Here is a 23396-nt window from a genome sequence, read left to right as displayed (position 1 = left end):
AAGCCTATCCATCCGGATAGACTAGCTTATCTGTATTGAACTTCACACCGGAATATACGGCTTCCCCTTGAAGAAAACTTCTCTTCATATTCGGTCATGATGTTTCCTTCATAATCGCTATTGTGAAGGTCCAGGCTGACAAATGTCAGAAGCATGCCGTACTCGGAGAAACTCATAAGAGATGATTCAAATAATCCCTGGTTATCAGTCTTAAAGTGTATTTCTCCTTTATCCCCAAGGATATTTTCATAAATCTCCAGGAAACTTTTATAAGTCAGCCTGCGTTTTGCATGGCGTTTCTTTGGCCATGGATCTGAAAAATTAAGGTAGACACGATCGACTTCGCCTTTTTCAAAGTAATCCCGAAGATCATTGGCATTCACATTCAGAAGCTTTACATTTGGAAGTTCATCCTCGATGATGCGATCCAGAGCAGTGACGATGACGCTGTCAGCGAGCTCAATTCCAATGTAGTTGTTTTCCGGGTTTGCTTTCGCCATACCAGTTATGAAGCGGCCTTTTCCTGTCCCAATTTCTATATGAAGGGGCTGATCTTTATCGAAGGCTTCCTTCCACTTTCCTTTATATTTTTCAGGTTCTGAAATTACGTATTGTGGATATTCGGCTAATTTATCTTTCGCCCAAGGTTTATTTCGCTGTCGCATTTTGACACTCCTAAAAATTAATATCGTTCAAACAATATCATGCCTGTCGCAGTGATGCAACTTTATTTTTAGAGGGATTACTATAGTGGTTCATCCCTTGTTTGTAGTTTAACCCAATGGCACTCAAACACCTAAATTACAATCCGCCAATGAATAAATAAAAAAAGAATCCACAACCTAAAAGTGAATTCCTTTTGTTTTTATTTTCAGCTTCAATAGAAAGGGTGCTTTTCATGCCGCTTGGACACCAGGATCAATTAAATTTATTAAAAGATATTTTAAGCAATCATCAGACAGATTGCTGTGGCTCTATTTCAGAATGTGAACAATTGGAACGTTTGGTTAAATCATTAATGATCAACGGAAATATTAATCAAAACGTAAAAACAGTATTAGAAGAAATTTATGAATACAGTCAGCACGGGATCAATTCTTCACAATTGGATACTCACATTGAATCCCACCAGAATGAATTATCACAATGGGTACAGGATATAGATCAATTTTCGTAAATCTTAAAGGAGCTCATCCAGATAGGAAAGCCACTTTTCCATTTCCTGGTACCTGAATTTATTTTTATGCCATTGGATAGATGTCAAAGTCTGTGCAATCACATACCATTTCATGCGGAGCAGCAAATTATCTGTCAACTGAATGCCGTACCGCTCAAGCCAATTTGGCCATTCTTCTTTAGAAATATACCAATACAATAGCATCCCCAGATCAATGGCCGGATCTGCTATCATGGCTCCATCCCAATCAATCAAGTACAGCTGGTTGTTTTCCGAAAGCAGCCAGTTGTTATGATTCACATCGCAATGGCACACCGTATTTTCCTCACAGTGGATATGCGAAACCTCTTGCTTCAGGAAATCGACTGACTGAATAACAGCAGCCTGCTCCTTCAGATCACAATCCAGTTCTTCCTCAATCAAACGCAAAAGGGTTTCGGGCTGCAGCGGAGACTTCCCCATTCTTGTCAGCATACCAAGCAGCGGCTTTGAAGAATGTATTTTTCTCAAAAGCTTTGCTACGCTTTCCTGGTTCATGTCAGAAGCTTTTAGCTCTCTTCCATTAAGCCATTGCTGGGCAGTTATAACGTCCCCATTTTCCATTCTTTTTGTCCAGATAAGTTTCGGGACGATTCCTTCCGCAGACAGAACCGCCAGGAAAGGAGAGGAGTTTCTTTTAAGAAAAAGCCTCTGCTCTTCGTGCTTTGCATAGAAGGCTTCCCCTGTCGCCCCTCCGGCGGGAACAATCTCCCAGTCATGTCCAAATAAATGTTCCAAAATTGTTCACCTGCAATTTAGTAAGCCATTGGTTGTAGAATAGCGCAAACGCCTTGCCCACCTAAGGAACGCAGACTAAGATCGCCACGTCCTGTGGCAAAGTCTGCATGACCCACACCCTGTGGGCCTCAAGCACAAGACGTGCCTCCCAAAAAGGCGCCTTTGCCTTTTTGGGGGAATCGGCTTGTGACCTCGAGGGGTAGGCTGCTTGCGCTAGACAATTCTCGAGTTCAAATAATAAAAAGTTGAAAAATAAGCCCTGTTTTTTGCAGCAAGACTTATTTTGCCATGGCCAATAAAAGGGCCGTTGCTTAATAATGTTTTGTTCTATTCGACTATATTGCATTTTCGCAAATATAGCTGTTTATCAGGTTAATTAAATAAAGCTCCTATAAAGCACAAAGTAATCAGCAAATACAAACCAGCAATGTTTTGGGAATATAAAATAAAAAAAGCTATTGATGTTAGTCCCTCACAATAGCCATCTTTATAAATTTTATTCTTACTGGCTTTTTTCGTCAAGTGCATCTATTTAGGTTTACGGAATATCATCTAAAAAAATGAAGATTTTTCTGGTCAATTCATCATTATTTTCTTATTAAGGATAATTTTTGAAATAATAGAACTGAACAGTGGTATGCTTCTCAGACTTCTTCTATCTTCTGCAAACCAATACATATGAACTTAATGGCGGCATTTCAAATCTGGTGTTAATCTTACGGATAGTGGAAATCCCGGCCTCACGTTCATCCGCAATAAGGTCCCAATCCCCAGCCGGGAGAAAAATTTCTTCTTCCGTCATTAAAGGATTGATAATCACGGCTGCATGGCTGCACTCGGCATTTTGATCACTGCTTGTTAACACATAACCCAATAGAGGTTTTTTAATATCCAGAAACCGCATGGAATTCCGGATCATTTCTGCATTGGCGAGTCTGAAAAGAGGAATTGACCTTCTTATGCTGATCAGCCCTTTAATATATTCAACATTATTTAAGTAACGGGATTTCCTTTCCCAGTCCAGATTATTGATGGAATCTGGAGCACGGTAGCTGTTTCCATTTCCTTCTTTGGTCCGAAAAAATTCCTGTCCGCTATGCATAAATGGAATTCCTTGGGAAAGAAGGACCATTGCTGTTGCTAAGCGGTGCTTTTGCTGCTGCACAAGAGGATCCGCATTTTCAGAACAAACCTGTATTTTATCCCATAAGGTATGATTATCATGTGATTCCACATAATTTACAGATTGGGACGGGGAAAGGAAAATGCCTTTTTCCTTTTTTCGAGGCCAATGCTTCCAGCCAATACCTGCTTTGCCGCATCATAATAATGCTCATTTCCCAATGCATAACCTTTATCATATAAATTAAACGTACTGCCTTTGATGGAATCTCTGAACCAGTCATTGAATTGGCCGATTCCAGGAAGCTTTTCCTGATTGCGGATGCTTGCTTTTTGGTCATCCGGTATAGGGGTATTCAAATCCCAGCCCTCACCAATAATAATGACAGACGGGTCAATCAATTCTGCATTCTGGCGAACCTCATTCATCGTTTCAATATCGAGTATACCCATCAAATCAAACCTGAACCCATCAATTTGATATTCCTTTATCCAGTATGATACGGAATCAACAATAAACTTCCGGGCCATCAGGCGTTCCGAAGCAAAGTCATTTCCAACTCCGGTGCCATTTGACGGCATTCCATATTCATCATGCCGGAAGAAATAACCCGGTACGATTTTTTCAAAAGAAGAATGCTCGCGAATATAAACATGATTATAGACTACGTCCATAATGACCCGAAGTCCCTGGGAATGGACAGCATAAATTAAGGCTTTCAATTCTCTGATCCGCGAGTAGGGATCTAGAGGATTTGTAGAATAACTTCCTTCCGGAACATTAAAATGGAGGGGGTTATAACCCCAGTTATATTCTTCTTTTGGACTTTTTTCATCCACACCTTCGAAGTCATGGACAGGCAGAAACTCAATATGAGTAATACCAAGCTGCTTCACATAGGACAGGCATGTAGGCTCCCCGTCTCTACCGACGGTATTTGTCTCTCCCGCTCCTAAATAAAGGCCTTTCTGTGCTGCCCCGCTCGCGGGATGAATGGTAAAATCCCTAATATGCGTTTCATATATGATGGCATCTGTGGGCTGCGGAAGCGGCGGAAGCTCTGGCTTCTTTACTTTTGTATTTTCCATATTGACTACCGCACCATATTCCCCATTTATAGCCGAAGAGACTGCGTATGGATCAACAGCTTCTTTCCACTCAAGGTTAATGCATACAAGGAAAGAATAAAGAAAACGATCCAGGTCGCCTTTTACTTCACAGCTCCAGACTCCTCTCTCTTCTCTTCCCATCGGAATAAGCTCAGCTTCCTGCTCCAGTGCTCCTTTAAGCTTCAGCTTTACCTTTGCGGCTGTCGGAGCCCAGAGCCTGAAATGTGTCTTTTCTTTGCTGTACGAGAACCCCAGCGGACCGTCATAATAGAATTTCTCATCAAAATCACTTGTACGAATAACGGCGCCAATTTGCAGATCTGTTTTTCCCCCATATTCGTCCACTATCCAATATTGTTTCCCAAATTCCGCTTCATGTTCTATTCTGCATGTATATTTAACGGCATCCTCAATCGGCATGCTTTTCAATATTTCAACAGGAAACTCTTCTTCCCAGTCAGTAAGGAGAGAGAACCCGGAAGAACGCCCCTGATGATAGCTGAAAGGAAGTATGATCGTAATGATGTGCATTTCGTCTAAGTATGCATTAAAAGTCCGTTCAATCGTTATCATTCCGAATTCATCTCCTTTACTTAGTCGGACGGTAATTTAAGAGCAGCTCTCTCCTAAAATCAACACCCATCTTTTCCATTGCCAATAATTACAGGAATGGCTTCGGGGCAAACAGAGGCCGAAATCGGGGAGCTGCCTAAAGCCTCTCCATCTGCGTGAGCAGGAATGGGGTGTGAAGATCTAATGCTGATATTCTGGCCCTGAAGAACTGTGACTTCTTTAAATGCTATATGACGCCCCTTGAAGACAGAGGCAAATACAAACAAAATTTTTATTCTTGATATATTGTGGACGACCGTAACATTTAGAATTCCATCAAAAGGATTTGCATCCGGAGAAATCATCATACCGCCTCCATAGAATGGCTGATTGGAAATAGTAATAAACCAGGCTGAATCGAAATCGAATTTTTTTCCATCAATGACGATTTCAAGATCAGAGCATTTATAAGTAAACAGCTCTTTTACAAGAAAGAGAGCGTATACAAATTTCCCCAGAGATAACTGATTCAAGATTCCTTTCATCTTTGAACTGTTTACTTTCCGGGAAATCAGTGCATCAAAACCAGCACCCATATTATTAATAAAATATGTTTTTTTCCCATCTATGTGTCTAATCATTCCGATATCAGCTTTTACAGAAGAATGACTGATCCCCTTAAGAATTGCTTTTAAAGATTCTGCCGGGTCTTTAGGAATTCTAAAGCCCCGCGAGAAATCATTCCCAGATCCTCCCGGAATAAATCCGACTGTCACATTCCGATGACTCACAGCACCATTCATAACCTCATGAACCGTCCCGTCTCCGCCCACAGCAACAAGATATAATCTTTGCCCGCCCGCCTGTTCTGCATAGATCTTTGCCAATTCCCTGGCATGGCCCTGATATTCTGTCCTGGCTGCAGAGAAAGGGATATTTTCCTCTTTCAGCATCTGCTCAACTTTTTCCAGACTTTCAGGCAGGAGCCATTTTTCGCCTGCGGGTTAATAATGAACTTAAGCTCTTCCCTGCTATGAGCTTTATCCTCGAGGAAATCTTCATGATTCATCGCGATTCTCCCACTCCAGCCTTTTGACTGATGCAGTCTGGCAATATTGAAGCAGTACCTGCGCTCCTTTTAATTGAACATGCTTGAGAGGCGAACGCTGGCTTCTCATTGTCTGAAACCATTGATCATAGGTCCTTTTATCGATTAGCTGAACATCAATAGGAGCTGCCGGATAATCAATATATCCATTTCGGGTAAGTAAAGCCTTTTTAATCGGCAATTCAATAGAATGAATTTCAAATATTTTTCGGACAATTTTTTCAGTCCTATTTAATGCAAGCAGCGGATTCAGGACCTTCTTTTCCTCCCCTTTTCCCTTTTTTGTCCAGAATCTATCCTTCGAACCTGAGAATACTGCTGAATCTTCTTCCTCCAAAAAGCTGATGCACCATACCTCTGTCGGGCTTATAACAATAGTTTCTGTTTCCACCGGAGCCTTTTTCAGCAGAAAGATCGGATTGAACATGACAAGATACGTATCCGGATATCTTTGCAGAAAATACTTTAGCTTTTCATCATAATAGTAATGCTTATCGGGAAATGATTTTTCCGTTAATGTGGAGGTTGCCCATTTCATCTGGAATCGGAAAAGCTGGTCTAGAAACTGGTGTTTTAAATTCTCAATTGTTTCTGGACGCACAGCAAAGGAGGCTTCAAATTCAAGCACCTCTTCCTCCTTTTTCAATTCATCCCCGGAAGCCCCGTATTCCTCTAATTCTTCATTTTTTCCCCGCTTTAACAACCCCTTTAGTTTTTCCATGAGCGGTTCTTTTTCTTCCTCAAGCCACTCCGCTGTGCCGGCTGTATATTGCTGCCCGGATTGAGGATTGAATGAATCATTTGATTCCCATGCTTTATGCCATTTATCCCACTGCTGTTTTTTTAGTCTGACAAATCGGGAAGGATATACAAAAATGTCTTGCTGGTAACGTGAAACATAATCCTGCAATTTAATTAACTGTCCCATTCTCCTAGCCCTGCTTTCGTATATAACTTTCTATCTCTAATTATTCATTTAAGTTTTTTTATTTTGCCCGTTGATTTCCGCTGCAGGCACTCGCCTTCCACGGGACTGTCGGGATCCTCCTCAACGCGATGCGTCTGCGGGGTCTCCCTGGTGCGCTACTCCCGTTGGAGTCTCCCACCTTCCGCTCCTATCAACTCAGTGATAAATATTTATATTCTCTCAAAAGCAGCAATTTCACCTAAGCTGTTTTTCATTAATAGTATGTATTTATTTTATTCCCCCACGAGCGGAAAGATGGCAATGCTTTCATATTTCGGTGTTTTGTCCAGATGGGTCTGATATAGAACGACTTCTGAAGCCTCAAATTCAAGGGGCTCCTCCTTGAATGGACTGTAAGCGTCCAGCATGTTTTCCTGAAACGGAAAAGTGCCGGCCCATTTTCTTGCCATAGTGATATGAGGTTTAAATGGCCTTGTCTCCAATTCAAAGCCCGCTTCCTGGCATGCTGAATATACTTTCGATCTTAAATCTTGGAGATGTTTGTCCTGCTGTGTTCCACACCAGAAAATTCTTGGTGCGTCTTGTTTTCCAAATACGCCAAGTTTGCAGATATGCAGAGGAAATCTTTTTTCGTGTCTGATTGAGTCAGCGGCAAGCTTGGCTGCTTTCTGCAGTTTTTCCTGGGGTGCAGACCCTAGAAATGCTAGGGTAATATGATAATCCTCTTGATGGACCCAGCGGCTAAAAGGCAATTTTGGACTTAAATTCCCACAGTATTCTTTCAACTTTTTCTTTGTTTCAACCGGTAATTTCATCGCAAAGAAAAATGAGCATTCAATTGTTTGTACACTTGAGATTCCTCCATATTTTCACTTATTTTAACAAACATCAGTTAAAATTGGCAGATACTTTCTGTTTGACCTCTCATTTTAAGTATTCTTCCAATTCCTTTTGATTTGATTGGAATAGTCTGTTTTAGTATGATGGACATGATATGAATAGTTATAGATTTCCTTTGTTAGGATGAAATTAAACAAATCGACATAAAATAACAAAGTATTAAACTTCCTTGTTATTACAGTCTTATTTGAAAGGGAGAGTCAGATGAAAGTTGTTAACAATCTCGCGGACTTAATTGGAGATACTCCACTTGTTAAATTAAATAAGCTCGCCCCTGAAAATGGAGCAAGCATCTATGCAAAGCTTGAATTCTACAATCCAAGCCGCAGTGTAAAAGACCGCGCGGCTTATAATATGATTGTCGAAGCTGAGAAAGCAGGCCAATTGAAACCAGGTTCAACTATTATTGAACCAACCAGCGGAAACACCGGCATCGGGCTTGCAATGAATGCAGCAGCACGTGGCTATAAGGCCATTCTGGTTATGCCTGATACCATGACGGCAGAGCGCATCAACCTTTTGAAAGCATATGGAGCAGAAGTTGTCCTGACTCCTGGAGATGACAAAATGCCCGGTGCTATACAAAAAGCAAATGAGCTGGCTGAGGAAATTCCAAACAGCTTTGTGCCGATGCAATTTGAAAATAGCGCTAACCCTGATGCACACCGCTATTCAACAGCAGTCGAAATTATTGAGGGCATGAAGGAAATCGGCAAACCACTCTCTGCCTTTGTTGCCACGGCAGGCACTGGCGGCACGATTACCGGCACAGGAGAAGTTTTGAAAGAGCATTATACTGGATTGGAAGTACATGTTGTGGAACCCAAGGGCTCACCTGTCCTATCAGGCGGAAAGCCTGGCAGACACAAGCTTGTCGGCACAAGTCCCGGATTTGTTCCGGAAATTCTCAATACGGATGTTTATGATGAAATCCATCAAATCAAAGATGAAGAAGCATATGATACAACGCGCAGAATGGCAAGAGAAGAAGGGATATTAGTCGGTCCATCCTCAGGAGCAGCCTGCTATGCTGCCATCCAGGTTGCAAAAAGGCTAAAGCCGGACGATGTTGTCGTATTCATCGTTTGCGATACTGGAGAAAGATACCTTTCAAGCGATCTTTTTCAGTTTGAATAAGTAAGTTAAAAGACAAGACCCCAGGGATTACTCCTGGGGTCTTTCGTTTTAGAACTATCTAATTTTAACCGTCAAACTGCCGCACTCTTTTTCAATTGCCTCTTCAAAAAGGTTCTGTAATTTATTTGTGATGGGACCAGGACTTCCATTACCAACCGGCTTTCCTTCAATCTCTATAATCGGAGTAATTTCAGCTGATGTACTGGACATAAAGACTTCATCCGCGTCCAGCAGATCATCCTTTGTAAAAGCAGATTCTTCAAGTGCTACTCCATTTCCCCTGCAGATCTCGTTGATTTTACGGCGGGTAATGCCATTTAGGATCAGATTTGTTGCAGGGTGCGTATATAGTGTCCCATCTTTTACAATCGCTATATTGGAAGAACTTCCCTCAGTTACCGTATCCCCGCGATGCTGAATTGCTTCAAAGCAGCCCGATTGTGCTGCTTTTTGCTTTGCCATGATATTGCCAAGCAAGTTCAGACTCTTTATGTCACAGCGCAGCCAGCGTATATCTTCAATCAAACTAGCCTTAACACCATTTCTCATGCTCTCAACAGGTCTTGAGGTTTCACGGGTATAGGCTGTAAGCACCGGTGCAACGTCTGCACCAGGATAAGCATGATTTCTTGGAGAAGTCCCCCTGGAAAATTGCATATATACTATTCCAAGTTCAAGATTATTCCTTTCGATCATCTCTGCAAGCATCTGTTTAAGCTGCCCTATAGAATAAGGGATATCGAGCTCTATTTTCCTTCCGCTCTCAAGCAGCCTTTCAAGGTGCTCATCTGCCGTAAACATTTTTCCGTTATAGACGCGGATTACTTCATAGACGCCATCACCAAATTGATAGCCGCGGTCCTCAATATCTACTTTCGCTTCAGAGCGTTCGATCAAATCACCGTTCAAAATGACATATTCCATTTCTCTGACACTCCCTGTAAATGGTTTGTTTGTCTAATCTATTAGCTGTTAATGTAAAATCTTTCAGCCATCATATCAGGTTTTAGAGCTATTTCGCAAGTTCATAAATCGCCTGTGCATAAATAGCTGCAGCTTTAATTAAATCCTCAATAAACACATATTCATCTTTTTGATGTGCCACGTCTTCCCTGCCTGGGAAAAGCGGGCCAAACGCTACACCAGACTTCAAGGAACGTGCATATGTGCCCCCGCCAATTGCTAAAAGCTCTGCCTTTTCGCCAGTCTGCTGTTCATACACTTTTTTCAGGGTTTGGATAAGAAAGTCATCTTCTTCCACATGATGCGGCTTGGAATCAGTGAAATTCTCTAATCTGAAATGTTCGTCTTCGATCAATGACTGAAGCCTATTTTTCGTATCATCCATATTGTTAGTGACGGGATAACGTACATTAAAGCCTAAACGGCCGCCATTTTCTTTTGTATATGATAGTTTTCCTACATTAACGGTTAAATCACCGGTAATCTCATCCGCACAGGCGATGCCAAGCTTTCTTCCTCTGGAATCATCACATAAGTATCGTGATACAAACTGAAAATAATGGCATGCCTTCTCATCCAGCTGAAGGGATGCCAGGAATGACGCCATCAGAATACCTGCATTTTTCCCATTATCAGGCTCCATCCCATGAGCCGATACCCCCTGAAGCTCCAGAATGAGTTCGCCGTTATCTATGTAATACTTTCCTTCAAGCTCAGTCTTTTTGAGGAAATCAATATACCTTTGCACCACTTCAGTGTGTTCAAGATGGACTACAAGACTAGCTTTTGCAAAATCAGGAACCATGTTATATCTTCTTCCTGACTGGAAATGCACGACCTCTGCCAGTACTTCCCTGTCTGTTTCTTCGGTATGGCCGATTTGGACAAGATCAAAATCAGAGATGCCCTTTTCTGCATAGATGATTGGGAAATCGGCATCAGGGGCAAATCCCATTGCCGGCATTTCTTCGTGTTTAAAATAATGCTCTACACAGCGCCAATCACTTTCTTCATCTGTTCCAATAATCATTCGGACCCTTTTGCTTAAAGGCAGCTCCAATTCCTTTACAATTTTCATAGCATAATATGCAGCCATTGTTGGGCCTTTGTCGTCGATCGCCCCTCTGGCAAAAATCCTTCCATCGCGAATTTCTGCACCAAATGGGTCGCTAGTCCATCCATCTCCTTCAGGAACTACGTCGACATGACAAAGTACACCAACAATTTCTTCACCCTCGCCAAATTCCAGATGACCAGCCAGGCTGCCGACATTTTTGACAGTGAATCCATCCTTTTCTCCAAGTTCAAGCATGAAATCGAGTGCTTCCTTCACACCTTCACCAAGGGGGCATCTTCTGCTGCATTCTCTTCATCCAGCAGGCTTTTAATTCTTAAAAGTTTTTGGGTATCTTCAATTAAAGCGTCTTTTCTGTTATTAACCTCTTTTTGCCAATCCAATACGTTCATAAAAGTTACCTCCTTATCCTGATTTGAACATTTATGATTTCCCCATTATAACCGATTTTGCCTTAAATTTGCTTATGGGACTGTTTAATAAAAGCATACCTTTATTATGCACCAAGAATGCCGAACCTTGCCAAGATGATTGTCAAGGCGCTTACAATCAGTCCTAAGATCAAAATGGCGAGGAAGAATAAGGCTATAACCGTTCTATTCTTTGCGGTGAAATAGGAATCTTTTTCACTATATTTTTTTGTAAAGGGATGGGACATGATGGATTTATCCCAAGTAATAGAAAGCCATGTATACATCAAGAAAAGAAAGACACCCGACACAATTACTTTTATCCATAGTGGCGGAATGGCAATAATCCCCGCTGCGCTTACAGAAATGATTTGAAAATAACTGAAAATAAAGGAGGGATTCCGTATGAAAATCTTTATGAATAATTCTATCAGTCCCGTAATGGGTGTTCTCTTCTTAAAGATTCTTCTGGAGTTTCTGAATAATAGAGGTTTTGTCCTCATTGAAATAGCAGGCTTTTCTATTTCAGGAGCCATCATAAATATCCATTTGATATACTTTGTTTTTTCCTCCTGCTCAAGCAAAATTTCAAAGTCTACGGCCGATATCCCTTTCAGCATCTGGGAGACTCTCGTTAAAGTGCCGGAAAGCAACACTGCCGAAATCATGTAAACCGGAAAGTCTGCACCGAAATTCCACAGAGAATAAACGAGCTGGCTGAACCAGCTCAATAATACAAACAGCAGAAAGCCAATTACATATTTTCTAAACTTCCCTTCAATCCTTTTCAGAGAATAGGAAACTGTCATAAGCGTCCATTTCAAAGTAATGAAAAAAGTCAGCAGGGCAATGATTTGACTCCATTGCAAAAAATAACTGTTCTTTAGAAAGGGAAGAAGAAGAGCGATTATCGCGCCTGTACTGACTGCCTGAAAGAAAAGTGAATAGCCAACTCCCCATTTTCTCATTCCCAAATAGAGGCTCTTATTTTTCACCAGAAACACCTTGTCAGCCTCTTGTATAAATGGGCGAAAGTTACCCAGCCATGAATAAATATAAAGCAGGAAGAAAAGGAGAAACATTGGCAAGTTTGCAATCCATTCAGGCGTTTCCAACCACCAGGAGCGATATATCATTCCAAAAATGATTGCACCGGGAACAATGAGATAAACCATGATGGTCCAATCTGCAACGGAACGGAAAATACCAAATTGATACTTCCAGCTATTGATTAACCTTCCAAAAAAGAGCGAACTACTTTTCATTGTCATTTCCCTCTGCAATCTGATGAAAGCAATCATAAAGCGAACCAGCCAAAAGACCGCATTGCTGCCTGAGATCGTCTAATGAGCCGGAAGCCTTCAACTGGCCATCATGCACAATTAGAAAGCTGCTGCACACTTTCTCTGCCGTATCCAGTACATGAGTGGACATAAGAATGCCTGCGCCCCTTTGCCTCTCTCTTTCAATTGATTCCAGAAACAGTTTCATAGCATTAGGATCAAGTCCAATAAACGGTTCATCAATAATATAGACATCCGGCTTGGCAATCATCGCAAGAATCAGCATCGCCTTTTGCTGCATCCCCTTTGAATATGTGCCGGGAAATTTATGAGCGTGTTCAGACAGATTATACTCCCTCAAGAGCTCTGATGCCCTCTTCTTATACTGTATTTCCGACAGTCCCTCTACGGCAGCTGTAAAATCCAAGTGTTCCCACAATGTCAGCTCATCATAAAAGATGGGGCGTTCAGGTATATAGGAATACTTAACTCCCTGCTTAAATTTCACTGTCCCCTTTTTATGTTCCAATAATCCCAGGATTGTTTTAATCGTTGTGCTTTTTCCTGCCCCGTTAGGACCTATAAGGCCGATCAATTCCCCCGCCATTACATCAAAATTAATATTATGTATGATCGGTTTTCCATTTTCATAGCCTGCTGATGCAATATCGACGTTTAATAAGTTCATTTACTCTCCTCCTGACTATACATACGGATATAATTGGAAAAGGTTTGCTCTTTTTCATATATTCTTTAAAACCATAATAAAACTGCCCCTCCGAAAGGGGCAGTTTCATTATGGCTGGAGGATATCCATTAATTCTGTATTTTCAAAGTCTGCAGCGTAATCATAGGCTGTGTAGCCATCCGCATCTTTCACAGCGGGATCTGCACCATACTCCAGGAGAAGCATGGCCATTTCAGTATCCTCATTAAATACTGCACTCATTAAAGGAGTGGTTTGATAGTTATCTGCCGTATTAGGCTCTGCGCCATTTTCCAGCAGAAGGGCAGCGCTGTCATACTGGCCATAAGAAACAGCCCAGTGTAAGGCAGTAGTGCCATCTGCATCCATTTCCTCAATATCCGCCCCATCAGCCAATAAAATGTGGATCATTTCAGTATCATTTTCACTCGCTGCATTCATTAGAGCGGTAGCTCCTTCAATGCCCATAACCGTTTCAGTCCACAAATCCATTTTTTTAAGTGATTTATACCCAACCCAGAGTCCGCCGGAAAGAATAGTCAGCGTTAAGACCGCTCCTGCTATCCCTAGCCATATCCTGCCCTTTGGTTCTTTTAACTCAACTGCAGATTCTTCATCAAAAACTTTTGATAAAGCATAAATTCTTTTCGGCAGGTGAGGATGGGTGGAAAGTTTCTCATTCAGCCATACAAAAAATCCAGTTTCCGTTTGGAGCTGCTCCATGTATGCATGCTTATTGACCTTAGGATAAAGTTCTTTTCCAATCGCAAGCATAGTTAAGGCATCTCTAGATGCTTCAAACGACTTTATATAATAGGCAGCATAACGATCACATGTATACTCGCATGCTCTTAAGTACGCATTCCCCAGGAATGGAACCCACATAGCAGGGAGCAGAAGAAGGCTTATGATAACATGCTTTCTTTTTAAATGAGCAAACTCATGGGCCAGGACAAACAGCACTTCCTTTTCAGCTCCACGAGCAGTCAATTCAAAAATACCAGAATATAAGACAACCATATTTCTTCTGAAAAACCTGGTTGCAAAGGCATTTAAGACACCTTCAGACTCAATCACGTATATATCCGGCAAATCTTGCAGACCCATTTCCTTTGCAGTTAGTACTGCTTTTTCATAAATTTCAGGAAATTGTTTCTCACTTATTCTTACTCCGTTTCTTCTGATGCCGCCCATCATAATCCCATGGAACAGAAGAGATACAAGTATTAATGCTAAAATAATCACAATGCCAATAATAGAGAATGCGAGAAAAATATAAGACAAAATACTAAATAAAGCAACGAATGCAAAATAAATATTTTCCTTCGGGTATACCAGGCGATCTCTCAGCGAGTAAGCTTCCATTACACTTTCTTCCTTTCAATCTCTTTTAAATATACCAATTGATTATAATCAAAAAACAAATTTTAGGATATAGAAACTTTCTTGAACGATTATTTGAATATTCTGTACATAATTCAAGCCCCATCTGCCATAAGGTATAGTAATAGTCCCTTTTCCCATTGAGGTTTAATCGCAAATAATTAGGGAATTGAACATACATTAAAAAGGAGGGGAACGTAAAGACTAAAACACAAGCAGCATTATAAATATTTTGTAAAATTGTATCCTTAAAGTAGAAATAATCAGATAATAGCGTTACAATATAGTCAGAGGTATGACATCTTGACTAAATAACCAGAATGCAAAGGGGTTGTCTGGGGAAAAGAAAACTACATACGATTGAAGGAAAATCCTTCAATGTAGCTGTCGGTTGCAGGAAATTGCCATGGGGTTTGAAAAAGGATAGGGAGTGGTTTTTTGAAACCTTCAACTAACCGGATGTTAAACCGTGTAAAATCCGTCTACATGTTTATAAGTAAGCGCGGAACTGTAACAACTCAGGAGCTTGTAGAGGAATTTGGTATTACTCCTCGCACCATTCAAAGAGATTTAAATGTCCTCGCCTACAATGACTTGGTTAAGAGTCCGAGCAGAGGCAAATGGACCATAACTCAAAAGAAAGTAAAGATGTCATCTTAACACTCAAAGCATAACCAACCTAACAAATAAAAAATCGCCCTGCTGTCAGGGCGATTTTTCCGTCTCATCTCACTTCATAATTCATCAGCTTATCAAGCTCTTCATCAGTCAATTCCCGATATTCACCCAATTCCAATGTTTTATCCAGCTCAAGCGGGCCCATTGAGATTCTCTTCAAATAGATGACTCTTTTTCCCACTGCCTCAAACATTCTTTTCACCTGATGAAACTTTCCCTCCGTAATGGTTAACTCAATATCGGATGTTATGCCGGATTTAAGGATTTCCAGCTCCCCAGGCTTGGTTTCATAGCCATCATCTAGTATAACCCCTTTTTTAAACGCAGCAACATCATCAGCTGTTACTTCCCTGTCTATGACTGCAAAATAGGTTTTAGGAACATGCTTTTTTGGAGAAAGCAGCCGATGTGCCAGCTGGCCGTCATTAGTCAGCAGCAAAAGCCCTTCTGTATCCTTATCCAGGCGTCCCACTGGAAAAGGAGAAAAACAAGGTCTTCCATTTCGAGCAGGTCGACCACGGTTTCAAATTGAGAGTCTTCTGTTGCGGAAATGACGCCTGGCGGTTTGTTCATCATCAAATAAATGAATTCCTTATATTCAACCTTTTCGCCATTAATGATGACAGCATCCTGTTCAGGATCGACCTGGTGCTTGGGATCCTTTACTTTTTCATCATTAACGGTTACAGCTCCATCCTTTAATAGCTTTTTAACATCCTTACGGCTTCCGTAGCCCAGATTGGCCAGCATTTTGTCAATTCTCATGGCTGCCCCTCCCTTTTAATCCTAATTAATCTGATTTTTATTAAAATCGCGTTATTAAAGATTTACCTTTTAAAAGGTTCTCTTATCCTTGTTATAAGTAAATATTCTGTCCGCTGATTTCAGCACGGGGCACTTGCTTTCCGCGGAGCGGGCGGTGAGCCTCCTCGTCGCTTTGCGCCTGCGGGGTCTCACCTGCCCCACTGCTCCCGCAGGACGTTGAATAAACTTCCTCGACTGAACACCGTACGAAGAAAATGCGCCAGCATTTTCGAGGATCAAGTACCCTCCGCTCCAATCAACTCAGTGCTTTGTATATTGTTATCTAAAACCAAATCCTAAACATTTTTTAAAAAAGGCCCCCATCACGGAGACCTTCTAATTTTAAGCCTTCAATCTTAACTTCTTAAGCATTCTATCGACTCTTGATCCAAACAGGAGATAGATTAATTTAGTTCTGAAGCTTAGGTAGAAATAGACTCCCGCTCCAGCTGCTGCGCAGGTGATGACAATGATGATAGCCTGAAAATTGGATGCCGGCGATAAGAAGGCAGTTGTGATTTTATAAACCACGCCTGCAGCAATGTACATGCATGCAGTAAATAATACAATCAGCATTCCTCGTCTTAAGACAAGCTTGAAAGGATATTTTGCAAATGTTTTAATTACGAAAAGGTTAATTAAAATAGCTACGATATAGCCAAGAGCGGTTGCAAATACGGCTCCCTGTGTTTCGAACAGTTTTATGAGCGGAATATTCAATGACAGCTTTACAAGCAGGCCTGTCAGCAAACTTAAAATTGTAAAACGCTGTTCATTGATTCCCTGCAGAATGGCTGCAGTTACCGAAAAATAAGCAAAGAGAATCGCCACTGGGGCATAAGTTCTTAGCACTTCAGTACCCAAATCCTTATGCTCATAAAACAGGGTGAAAACCGGCTCGGCAAGCAGGGACAATCCTGCTACGGCAGGAAGAGTCAGAAAGAGAAGCACCTGGAAAGTCTGGTTAAGCTGGCGGTTTAAATCTGACCTATCTTCTTCCATAAATGCTTTCGTCACACTTGGCACAAGCGTCAGCGAGAAAGCTGTGGCAAGCGAGACAGGAATGATGACCAGCTTATGCGTCTCAAAGTTCAGGACAGAAAAGGCTGCAACTGCATTTTTCGATTCACCGATGGCATCCATCGCCCTGGTAAATGTTATCTGATCGATAAACTGAAAGAGAGGATTCGCGAGACCCACAAATACAAATGGTGCGGCATAAAGAATGATTTCTTTATAAATTTCCTTTAGGGAAATGTCAACGGTTCCTTTATCTTCTTCAAGCATTTTATCCAAATGCGGCTTACGTTTATACCAATACCAGAATAATACCCCGAGGCTTCCGAGTCCGCCAATAAAGGCAGCAAAGGTGGCGACACTGATCGCGGCAGTCAGTGAACCTTTCATTACATTTAAAACGACATATGCACCTGCAAGAACGAACAGGATGCGGACAATCTGCTCCACAACCTGTGAAACAGCAGTAGGACCCATTGACTGATGTCCCTGAAAGAACCCTCTTATCAAACTCATGAACGGAATAATAATCAGGGCAAATGATACCGCTCTAATTACAGTTGTTACATCTTTAACACTAACTTCAACGTCTTTTCCTGCCAAGGTCATTTCGGCAACTGCCGGAGCAAGGAAGAATAGGATCAGGAATGAAATGATTCCGCTTGCCGTCATGACCGCCAGGCCTGATTTGAACAGCTTTCTTCCGACTGCGTATTCCTCTATTGCATTATATTTAGAGATGAATTTTGAAACAGCAAGCGGAACTCCCGCTGTTGCAACACTAATAAAGATTGTATAAGGTGTATACGAAAAGGAATAAAGGGCTGTCCCTTCCTTCCCGACAATTTGGTAAAAAGGAATAACATAAAACAAACCAAGAACCTTCGAGATAATTGTGCCAAGCGTAAGGATGAAGGTTCCCTTTAAGAGCTTAGATGACATATAATCCCTTCCTTTATGAAATGCGGAAGCGCTTTGCCCACCCCCGGTAGGCGCTTCCCCTAAAAGCCAGCGCTTTTAGCCGTGCGATGATAAAGCTATCGTAGCGTTCCTTGTGGAGCTAGACAGTTATCGACTTTCAAAGCTTTCTCTCTTATTTAAAAACCTGCAGCATGCAGCTTTTACAGCCTGTGATTGCCAAAACAATTCGCAGTAAGTTCGTCAATTTTCTATCTTTTTAGACACACTATTTGTAGTGTACTCTTCTTGCAGAGGAAATTCCACTTGCAATACCGTATTATGGGGCATTATTTTTAGAAATAGGATATTTGATTTATAATGAAGCTACTGCTTTTTTAGCGAATCAAGATAAGTTGGTGAAAATATGAAATATGATGTAATAGTTATAGGCGGGGGTCCTTCGGGATTGATGGCAGCAATCGGTGCTGCGGAACAGAAGGCAAAAGTACTGCTGATTGACAAAGGAACCAAGCTTGGAAGGAAGCTTGCCATTTCCGGAGGGGGCAGGTGCAATGTCACAAACAGGCTTCCAGTGGACGAGATCATTAAGCATATTCCTGGCAATGGCCGGTTTTTGTACAGTGCATTCTCCATTTTCAGCAATGAAGATATTATCCGCTTCTTTGAGAATTTAGGAATTAAGCTGAAAGAAGAAGATCACGGACGGATGTTTCCTGTTACCGACAAAGCGCAATCTGTTGTTGATGCCTTGATTTCAAGGCTGAAGGAGCTGAAAGTCGATATCAAGACGAATAGCCCTATCCAGGATGTTCACTATGAAAATGGCAGGGTGAAATCGGTAGAATTAAAAACAGGCGATGTATATGAAGCAGATTCAGTTGTGGTTGCCGTAGGAGGGAAATCAGTCCCTCATACCGGCTCAACCGGCGACGGCTATGCATGGGCGGAAAAAGCAGGCCATACGATTACAGAGCTTTTCCCAACCGAGGTTCCGCTGACATCTTCTGAGAACTTTATTAAAGAAAAAATACTGCAGGGATTGTCGCTCCGGAATGTGGCGCTTAGTGTTTTAAACCCTAAAGGAAAAGCGCTTATAACCCATCGGATGGATATGATTTTTACCCATATTGGCATTAGCGGCCCGGCCGTCTTGCGCTGCAGCCAATATGCGGTGAAAGCGATGAAGAAGTGGAATTTAAAAGAAGTGGTCATGAATTTGGACGCAATCCCGGATACAAAAGAAGAGCCTCTTTTTCAGGAAGTGTCCAAAAAGATCAAAGAAGATCCAAAGAAAAGTATGAAAAATCTCTTAAAAGGGAGGCTTCCTGAAAGATATCTTTTGTTTCTTCTTGAGAAGAACGGAATTGATCCGTCCTCACAGGGAGCTGCGATTTCAAACGAAAAGATCAGAAGCTTTGTTAAAGCCTGCAAATCTTTTCAGTTTAAAGTAAATGGGACATTGCCTCTCGATAAAGCCTTTGTTACCGGCGGAGGGGTTTCCGTCAAAGAAATTGAACCGCAAACAATGGCTTCAAAATTGATGGAAGGACTTTTCTTCTGCGGAGAAATCCTGGACATCCATGGCTACACAGGCGGATATAATATTACATCCGCACTTGTAACAGGCAGGTTAGCCGGATTAAACGCAGCAGTCTCAGCTAGGATTGTATAATAAAGATAGAGCCTGATGCTCCTCAGACATCAGGCTCTATATATAACCATGGCAGAGAAACAATAAATTTGTTCATCTTCGTCCTCTTGCACTGCGGCAACATTATATTTAATATCCAGCAGCTTTTTTCTTCAATCTTCTCCAGAAAATGATTCATATCCTTTTCCAGGTCTTTTTCATGTTCATGATCAAATAGCTTTACCTTAATCACAGGAAACTTCCTTTCTTAGTTTTTTATCAGTTTGTACAATTTTCTGAATTTTTAAAACCGAAACATAAAAAAAAACGAAGCCTGCTGCGGCTCCGCTCTTCTCTATTTTGTTTCACCCTGCCAGTTCAGCATGCCCCCGGTCATATTGCGGACTTTATATCCCTGGTCCTGCAAATAGTGGCATACGTTTCCGCTGCGATTGCCAGAACGGCAAATAATGATGTACTCCGTATCTTTATCAAATTTATCAAGATTCTCAGGTATCGTGCCCATACGGATATGTCTCGCCCCTGGAATCATGCCGGATGCAACCTCTTCATCTTCCCTTACATCGACAAGCTCAAGTTTCTCCCCTTCTTCAAGCTTTTTTTGCAATTCTTCTGTTGTTATCTCTTCAATACGGTCCAATCCTAACACCCTTTCTGGAAAGCCTTTTAAATAGCACTTAACATTAAATAATGCTGCCAATTCTATAATACCCTATATGGGACGAAAAATATAAACGGGACGTTTCTAAAACACAAATACAAAAACCACCTCTGACAAATAGAGGTGGTTTCATCTGATATAACTTAATTCGCAACGATATTCACAAGTTTACCTGGCACCGCGATGACTTTACGGACGGTTTTTCCGTCAATTTGTTCTTTTACTTTGTCATCGCCCATTGCGATTTGCTCCAATAGGTCTTTTTTGGCATCGGCAGGAACCATAAGCTTTGCTTTAACTTTACCGTTGATTTGGATAACGATTTCGACTTCATCATCTATCATTTTGGCTTCATCATATGCAGGCCAAGCTTCATAAGCAATGGATTCACCATGGCCTAATTTAGACCAAAGCTCTTCGGACATGTGTGGAGCAATGGGTGAAAGCATTTTAACAAAGCCTTCTGCAAAGGCCTTTGGAAGCACATCTGCTTTATATGCTTCATTGATGAATACCATCATTTGAGAAATAGCTGTGTTGAAACGCAGCCCTTCGTAGTCCTCAGTTACTTTTTTCACCGTTTGGTGGTAAACCTTTTCAAGGCTGCTGCCTTCTTCAATGTCCTGAATTCCCTGGCTTAATTCACCAGTCTCTTCCACAAACAAACGCCAGATGCGGTCAAGGAATCTTCTTGAACCATCCAATCCATTTGTAGACCATGCGATGGAAGCTTCAAGAGGCCCCATGAACATTTCGTATAGACGAAGAGTATCAGCACCATGGCTTGCTACAATTTCATCCGGATTAACGACATTGCCTTTTGATTTACTCATTTTTTCATTATTTTCCCCAAGAATCATACCTTGGTTAAATAACTTTTGGAACGGTTCCTTCGTATGGACAATTCCCACATCATAAAGGACCTTGTGCCAGAAGCGGGCATATAGGAGATGAAGAACCGCATGTTCAGCTCCGCCGATATAAATATCAACCGGAAGCCATTCTTTTAATTTCTCAGGATCTGCAAGAGCTTCACTGTTTTTCGGATCAATATAGCGAAGATAGTACCAGCAGCTGCCTGCCCATTGTGGCATTGTGTTCGTTTCCCTGCGGCCCTTCTTGCCTGTTTCAGGATCCACGACATTAACCCACTCATCGATGTTGGCTAATGGTGACTCTCCAGTGCCGGATGGTTTGATTTCCGTTGTTTTTGGAAGCACTAATGGCAGCTGATCTTCCGGCACGGCAGTCATTGTGCCATCTTCCCAGTGGATCACTGGAATCGGCTCGCCCCAATAACGCTGGCGGCTGAATAGCCAGTCACGAAGACGATAAGTAACCTTCTTAGTGCCAATGCCTTTCTCTTCAAGCCATGCGATCATTTTCTCAATCGCTTCCTCTTTGTTTAATCCATCAAGGAAACCTGAGTTAACATGCTCGCCATCGCCAGTGTATGCTTCTTTTCCAACTTCTCCGCCGGCAACGACTTCTTTAATAGGCAGATCAAATTGCTTGGCGAACTCATAGTCGCGCTCGTCATGGGCTGGAACCGCCATGATGGCCCCAGTTCCATAGCTGGCTAAAACATAATCTGCAATCCAGATTGGCATTTTTTCGCCATTGACCGGGTTAATCGCATAAGCACCAGTGAAGACACCTGTTTTTTCTTTAGCAAGATCTGTCCGCTCGAGATCGCTCTTGCTCTTTACTTTGTCAATGTAAGCCTGAACTGCCTCGCGCTGCCCATCTGCTGTGATTTTTTCAACAAGCGCATGTTCTGGAGCAAGAACAGCATATGTTGCACCATATAATGTGTCAGGTCGTGTTGTGAAAACAGTGAACGTTCCATCATGGCCTTCAATATTGAACGTTACTTCTGCTCCTTCAGAACGGCCGATCCAGTTTCGCTGCATATCTTTAAGGCTCTCTGGCCAATCCAATAAATCAAGATCTTCAAGCAGGCGATCAGCATAAGCCGTAATTTTTAGCATCCACTGTCTCATTGGACGGCGTTCTACCGGATGGCCTCCTCGTTCACTTTTTCCGTCGATGACCTCTTCATTTGCAAGTACTGTTCCAAGTGCGGGACACCAGTTAACAGCTACTTCATCGATATATGCAAGCCCTTTTTCATAAAGCTTTAAGAAAATCCACTGAGTCCATTTATAATATTCAGGGTCTGTTGTGTTTACTTCACGATCCCAGTCATATGAAAAACCTAAAGCCTTAATCTGGCGTCGGAAGGTGTTGATATTCTTTTCTGTGAATTCAGCAGGATCGTTTCCTGTATCAAGGGCATATTGCTCGGCAGGCAAACCAAATGCATCCCAGCCCATTGGGTGAAGAACATTATAGCCTTGCATGCGCTTCATGCGGGAAAGGATGTCTGTTGCCGTATATCCTTCCGGGTGACCGACATGAAGTCCTGCGCCTGAAGGATAAGGGAACATATCAAGCGCATAAAACTTGCGCTTGCCTTTATCTTCAGTTGTTTTAAAAGTTTTATTTTCTTCCCAGTAGCCTTGCCACTTTTTTCAATCTCCTGATGATTGAAACTCATTTTTGTTTCCTCCTATTAATGAAAATAAAATCAGGCTCTTTTCTTATAAACCGTTTTTGGGCTTATGAATATTGCCCGTTGATTTCAGCACGAGGCACTTAGCGAACCCGCGGGAGAGATGAGAGCCTCCCCGGCTTCGCCTGCGGGGTCTCTCACTTTCCTCACTACCCGCAGGACATTGAATAACCCTCCATGAATGAGCACCGCACGAAGAAAATGCGTCAGCATTTTCGAGGATCAAGTGCCCTCCGCTGCAATCAACTTTACGAAACAGCCTAAAAAATATAATAAAAAACCTCTCATCCCAAAAAAGGGACGAGAGGATTATGTATAAATCTCCCGCGGTACCACCCACATTAGTGAACATGTCACTCGCTTCATTCATCCTTAACGCGGAAAACGGCAAGCATTACTGGTACTTCACACTTGCTGCTCCAAGGCGAGTTCATGATGTGCCCGGCTGACTTGCACCT

Annotated in this window: 16 protein-coding genes, 5 pseudogenes and 1 other annotated feature (1 of these 22 cut by a window edge); of the genes and pseudogenes, 4 read left to right on the top strand and 17 right to left on the bottom strand. The window is 41.9% G+C overall.

Annotation, left to right across the window (positions count from 1 at the left end):
* Positions 1–26: 26 nt before the first annotated feature.
* Positions 27–665 (bottom strand): tRNA (guanosine(46)-N7)-methyltransferase TrmB, encoded by a 639-nt coding sequence (gene trmB / locus M5V91_RS27040; RefSeq protein ID WP_019383036.1) that lies wholly within the window; start codon positions 663–665, stop codon positions 27–29.
* A 233-nt stretch (positions 666–898) separates the two neighbouring features.
* Here trmB and M5V91_RS27035 point away from each other — a divergent pair, with 233 nt between their 5' ends.
* Positions 899–1177, top strand: coding sequence for a YtzH-like family protein (locus tag M5V91_RS27035; RefSeq protein ID WP_009333350.1), 279 nt, complete (start codon positions 899–901; stop codon positions 1175–1177).
* Between the two features lie 3 nt (positions 1178–1180).
* On the opposite strand, the gene M5V91_RS27030 is transcribed toward M5V91_RS27035, so the two are convergent.
* The 6 genes and pseudogenes from M5V91_RS27030 to thpR all read right to left on the bottom strand — a co-directional run bounded on the left by M5V91_RS27030 (position 1181) and on the right by thpR (position 7559).
* A complete protein-coding gene (locus tag M5V91_RS27030; RefSeq protein WP_009333351.1) occupies positions 1181–1954 on the bottom strand; it encodes a phosphotransferase family protein in 774 nt (257 codons plus the stop codon).
* 655 nt (positions 1955–2609) lie between these two features.
* Positions 2610–4759: pseudogene (gene pulA / locus M5V91_RS27025) on the bottom strand (type I pullulanase).
* Positions 4760–4818: 59 nt separating this feature from the next.
* Positions 4819–5691 (bottom strand): diacylglycerol/lipid kinase family protein, encoded by an 873-nt coding sequence (locus tag M5V91_RS27020; protein ID WP_284521615.1) that lies wholly within the window; start codon positions 5689–5691, stop codon positions 4819–4821.
* Positions 5685–5807, bottom strand: a complete 123-nt coding sequence (locus M5V91_RS27015; protein WP_284521614.1) for a hypothetical protein — start codon at positions 5805–5807, stop codon at positions 5685–5687. The genes M5V91_RS27020 and M5V91_RS27015 overlap by 7 nt, the downstream gene beginning before the upstream one ends.
* Positions 5797–6774, bottom strand: a complete 978-nt coding sequence (locus M5V91_RS27010) for an NERD domain-containing protein (RefSeq protein ID WP_019383031.1) — start codon at positions 6772–6774, stop codon at positions 5797–5799. The genes M5V91_RS27015 and M5V91_RS27010 overlap by 11 nt, the downstream gene beginning before the upstream one ends.
* A gap of 272 nt (positions 6775–7046) precedes the next feature.
* Positions 7047–7559: an RNA 2',3'-cyclic phosphodiesterase gene (thpR, locus tag M5V91_RS27005; RefSeq protein ID WP_284521613.1), complete on the bottom strand. Its 513-nt coding sequence runs from the start codon at positions 7557–7559 to the stop codon at positions 7047–7049.
* Between the two features lie 319 nt (positions 7560–7878).
* On the opposite strand from thpR, the gene cysK reads away from it, so the two are divergent.
* Positions 7879–8811, top strand: coding sequence for a cysteine synthase A (gene cysK, locus M5V91_RS27000; RefSeq protein WP_009333356.1), 933 nt, complete (start codon positions 7879–7881; stop codon positions 8809–8811).
* Between the two features lie 54 nt (positions 8812–8865).
* Here the strand turns inward: cysK and dat are convergent, their stop codons facing one another.
* From dat to M5V91_RS26975, 5 genes and pseudogenes are all read right to left on the bottom strand, one after another.
* Positions 8866–9735 (bottom strand): D-amino-acid transaminase, encoded by an 870-nt coding sequence (dat, locus tag M5V91_RS26995; RefSeq protein ID WP_019383027.1) that lies wholly within the window; start codon positions 9733–9735, stop codon positions 8866–8868.
* A gap of 88 nt (positions 9736–9823) precedes the next feature.
* Positions 9824–11241, bottom strand: a pseudogene (gene pepV, locus M5V91_RS26990) (dipeptidase PepV).
* Positions 11242–11345: 104 nt separating this feature from the next.
* Positions 11346–12524, bottom strand: a complete 1179-nt coding sequence (locus M5V91_RS26985; protein ID WP_251174708.1) for an ABC transporter permease — start codon at positions 12522–12524, stop codon at positions 11346–11348.
* Positions 12514–13230 (bottom strand): ABC transporter ATP-binding protein, encoded by a 717-nt coding sequence (locus M5V91_RS26980; protein WP_251174707.1) that lies wholly within the window; start codon positions 13228–13230, stop codon positions 12514–12516. Before M5V91_RS26980 ends, M5V91_RS26985 begins: the two co-directional genes overlap by 11 nt.
* A 108-nt stretch (positions 13231–13338) precedes the next feature.
* Entirely contained in the window at positions 13339–14613 is a 1275-nt protein-coding gene (locus tag M5V91_RS26975) for a M48 family metallopeptidase (protein WP_019383023.1), read from the bottom strand.
* 456 nt (positions 14614–15069) lie between these two features.
* On the opposite strand from M5V91_RS26975, the gene M5V91_RS26970 reads away from it, so the two are divergent.
* Entirely contained in the window at positions 15070–15291 is a 222-nt protein-coding gene (locus M5V91_RS26970; protein WP_026041817.1) for a DeoR family transcriptional regulator, read from the top strand.
* Between the two features lie 64 nt (positions 15292–15355).
* On the opposite strand, the pseudogene M5V91_RS26965 reads toward M5V91_RS26970, so the two are convergent.
* Positions 15356–16074, bottom strand: a pseudogene (locus M5V91_RS26965) (pseudouridine synthase).
* A gap of 381 nt (positions 16075–16455) precedes the next feature.
* On the bottom strand, positions 16456–18072 hold the full coding sequence (locus tag M5V91_RS26960) for a putative polysaccharide biosynthesis protein (RefSeq protein ID WP_019383020.1): 1617 nt from the start codon (positions 18070–18072) through the stop codon (positions 16456–16458).
* Positions 18073–18454: 382 nt separating this feature from the next.
* On the opposite strand from M5V91_RS26960, the gene M5V91_RS26955 reads away from it, so the two are divergent.
* Positions 18455–19723 (top strand): BaiN/RdsA family NAD(P)/FAD-dependent oxidoreductase, encoded by a 1269-nt coding sequence (locus M5V91_RS26955; protein WP_251156441.1) that lies wholly within the window; start codon positions 18455–18457, stop codon positions 19721–19723.
* Between the two features lie 29 nt (positions 19724–19752).
* Here the strand turns inward: M5V91_RS26955 and M5V91_RS26950 are convergent.
* The 3 genes and pseudogenes from M5V91_RS26950 to leuS all read right to left on the bottom strand — a co-directional run bounded on the left by M5V91_RS26950 (position 19753) and on the right by leuS (position 22923).
* Positions 19753–19934: pseudogene (locus M5V91_RS26950) on the bottom strand (sporulation protein Cse60).
* A gap of 102 nt (positions 19935–20036) precedes the next feature.
* Positions 20037–20342 carry a rhodanese-like domain-containing protein gene (locus M5V91_RS26945; RefSeq protein WP_026041816.1) on the bottom strand — a complete coding sequence of 102 codons (306 nt, stop codon included), beginning with the start codon at positions 20340–20342 and terminating at the stop codon, positions 20037–20039.
* Between the two features lie 164 nt (positions 20343–20506).
* Positions 20507–22923, bottom strand: a pseudogene (leuS, locus tag M5V91_RS26940) (leucine--tRNA ligase).
* Positions 22924–23231: 308 nt separating this feature from the next.
* Positions 23232–23396: a binding site (T-box leader), on the bottom strand (it continues 59 nt past the right edge of the window).

The sequence above is a fragment of the Cytobacillus pseudoceanisediminis genome (genome assembly GCF_023516215.1).
Classification (GTDB): Bacteria; Bacillota; Bacilli; order Bacillales; family Cytobacillaceae; genus Cytobacillus; species Cytobacillus pseudoceanisediminis.
Note: the sequence above shows the minus strand (reverse complement) of the source record. Positions and strands in the feature narration are given on the sequence as shown.

Bases quoted from the DNA above. Each gene is read 5' to 3' on its own strand.
- M5V91_RS27015 (WP_284521614.1), bottom strand. From the start codon at position 5,807: ATGAATCATGAAGATTTCCTCGAGGATAAAGCTCATAGCAGGGAAGAG.
- M5V91_RS26955 (WP_251156441.1), top strand. From the start codon at position 18,455: ATGAAATATGATGTAATAGTTATAGGCGGGGGTCCTTCGGGATTGATG.
- M5V91_RS27010 (WP_019383031.1), bottom strand. From the start codon at position 6,774: ATGGGACAGTTAATTAAATTGCAGGATTATGTTTCACGTTACCAGCAA.
- dat (WP_019383027.1), bottom strand. From the start codon at position 9,735: ATGGAATATGTCATTTTGAACGGTGATTTGATCGAACGCTCTGAAGCG.
- trmB (WP_019383036.1), bottom strand. From the start codon at position 665: ATGCGACAGCGAAATAAACCTTGGGCGAAAGATAAATTAGCCGAATAT.
- M5V91_RS26985 (WP_251174708.1), bottom strand. From the start codon at position 12,524: ATGAAAAGTAGTTCGCTCTTTTTTGGAAGGTTAATCAATAGCTGGAAG.
- M5V91_RS27035 (WP_009333350.1), top strand. From the start codon at position 899: ATGCCGCTTGGACACCAGGATCAATTAAATTTATTAAAAGATATTTTA.
- M5V91_RS27020 (WP_284521615.1), bottom strand. From the start codon at position 5,691: ATGCTGAAAGAGGAAAATATCCCTTTCTCTGCAGCCAGGACAGAATAT.
- M5V91_RS26960 (WP_019383020.1), bottom strand. From the start codon at position 18,072: ATGTCATCTAAGCTCTTAAAGGGAACCTTCATCCTTACGCTTGGCACA.
- cysK (WP_009333356.1), top strand. From the start codon at position 7,879: ATGAAAGTTGTTAACAATCTCGCGGACTTAATTGGAGATACTCCACTT.
- M5V91_RS26975 (WP_019383023.1), bottom strand. From the start codon at position 14,613: ATGGAAGCTTACTCGCTGAGAGATCGCCTGGTATACCCGAAGGAAAAT.
- M5V91_RS26980 (WP_251174707.1), bottom strand. From the start codon at position 13,230: ATGAACTTATTAAACGTCGATATTGCATCAGCAGGCTATGAAAATGGA.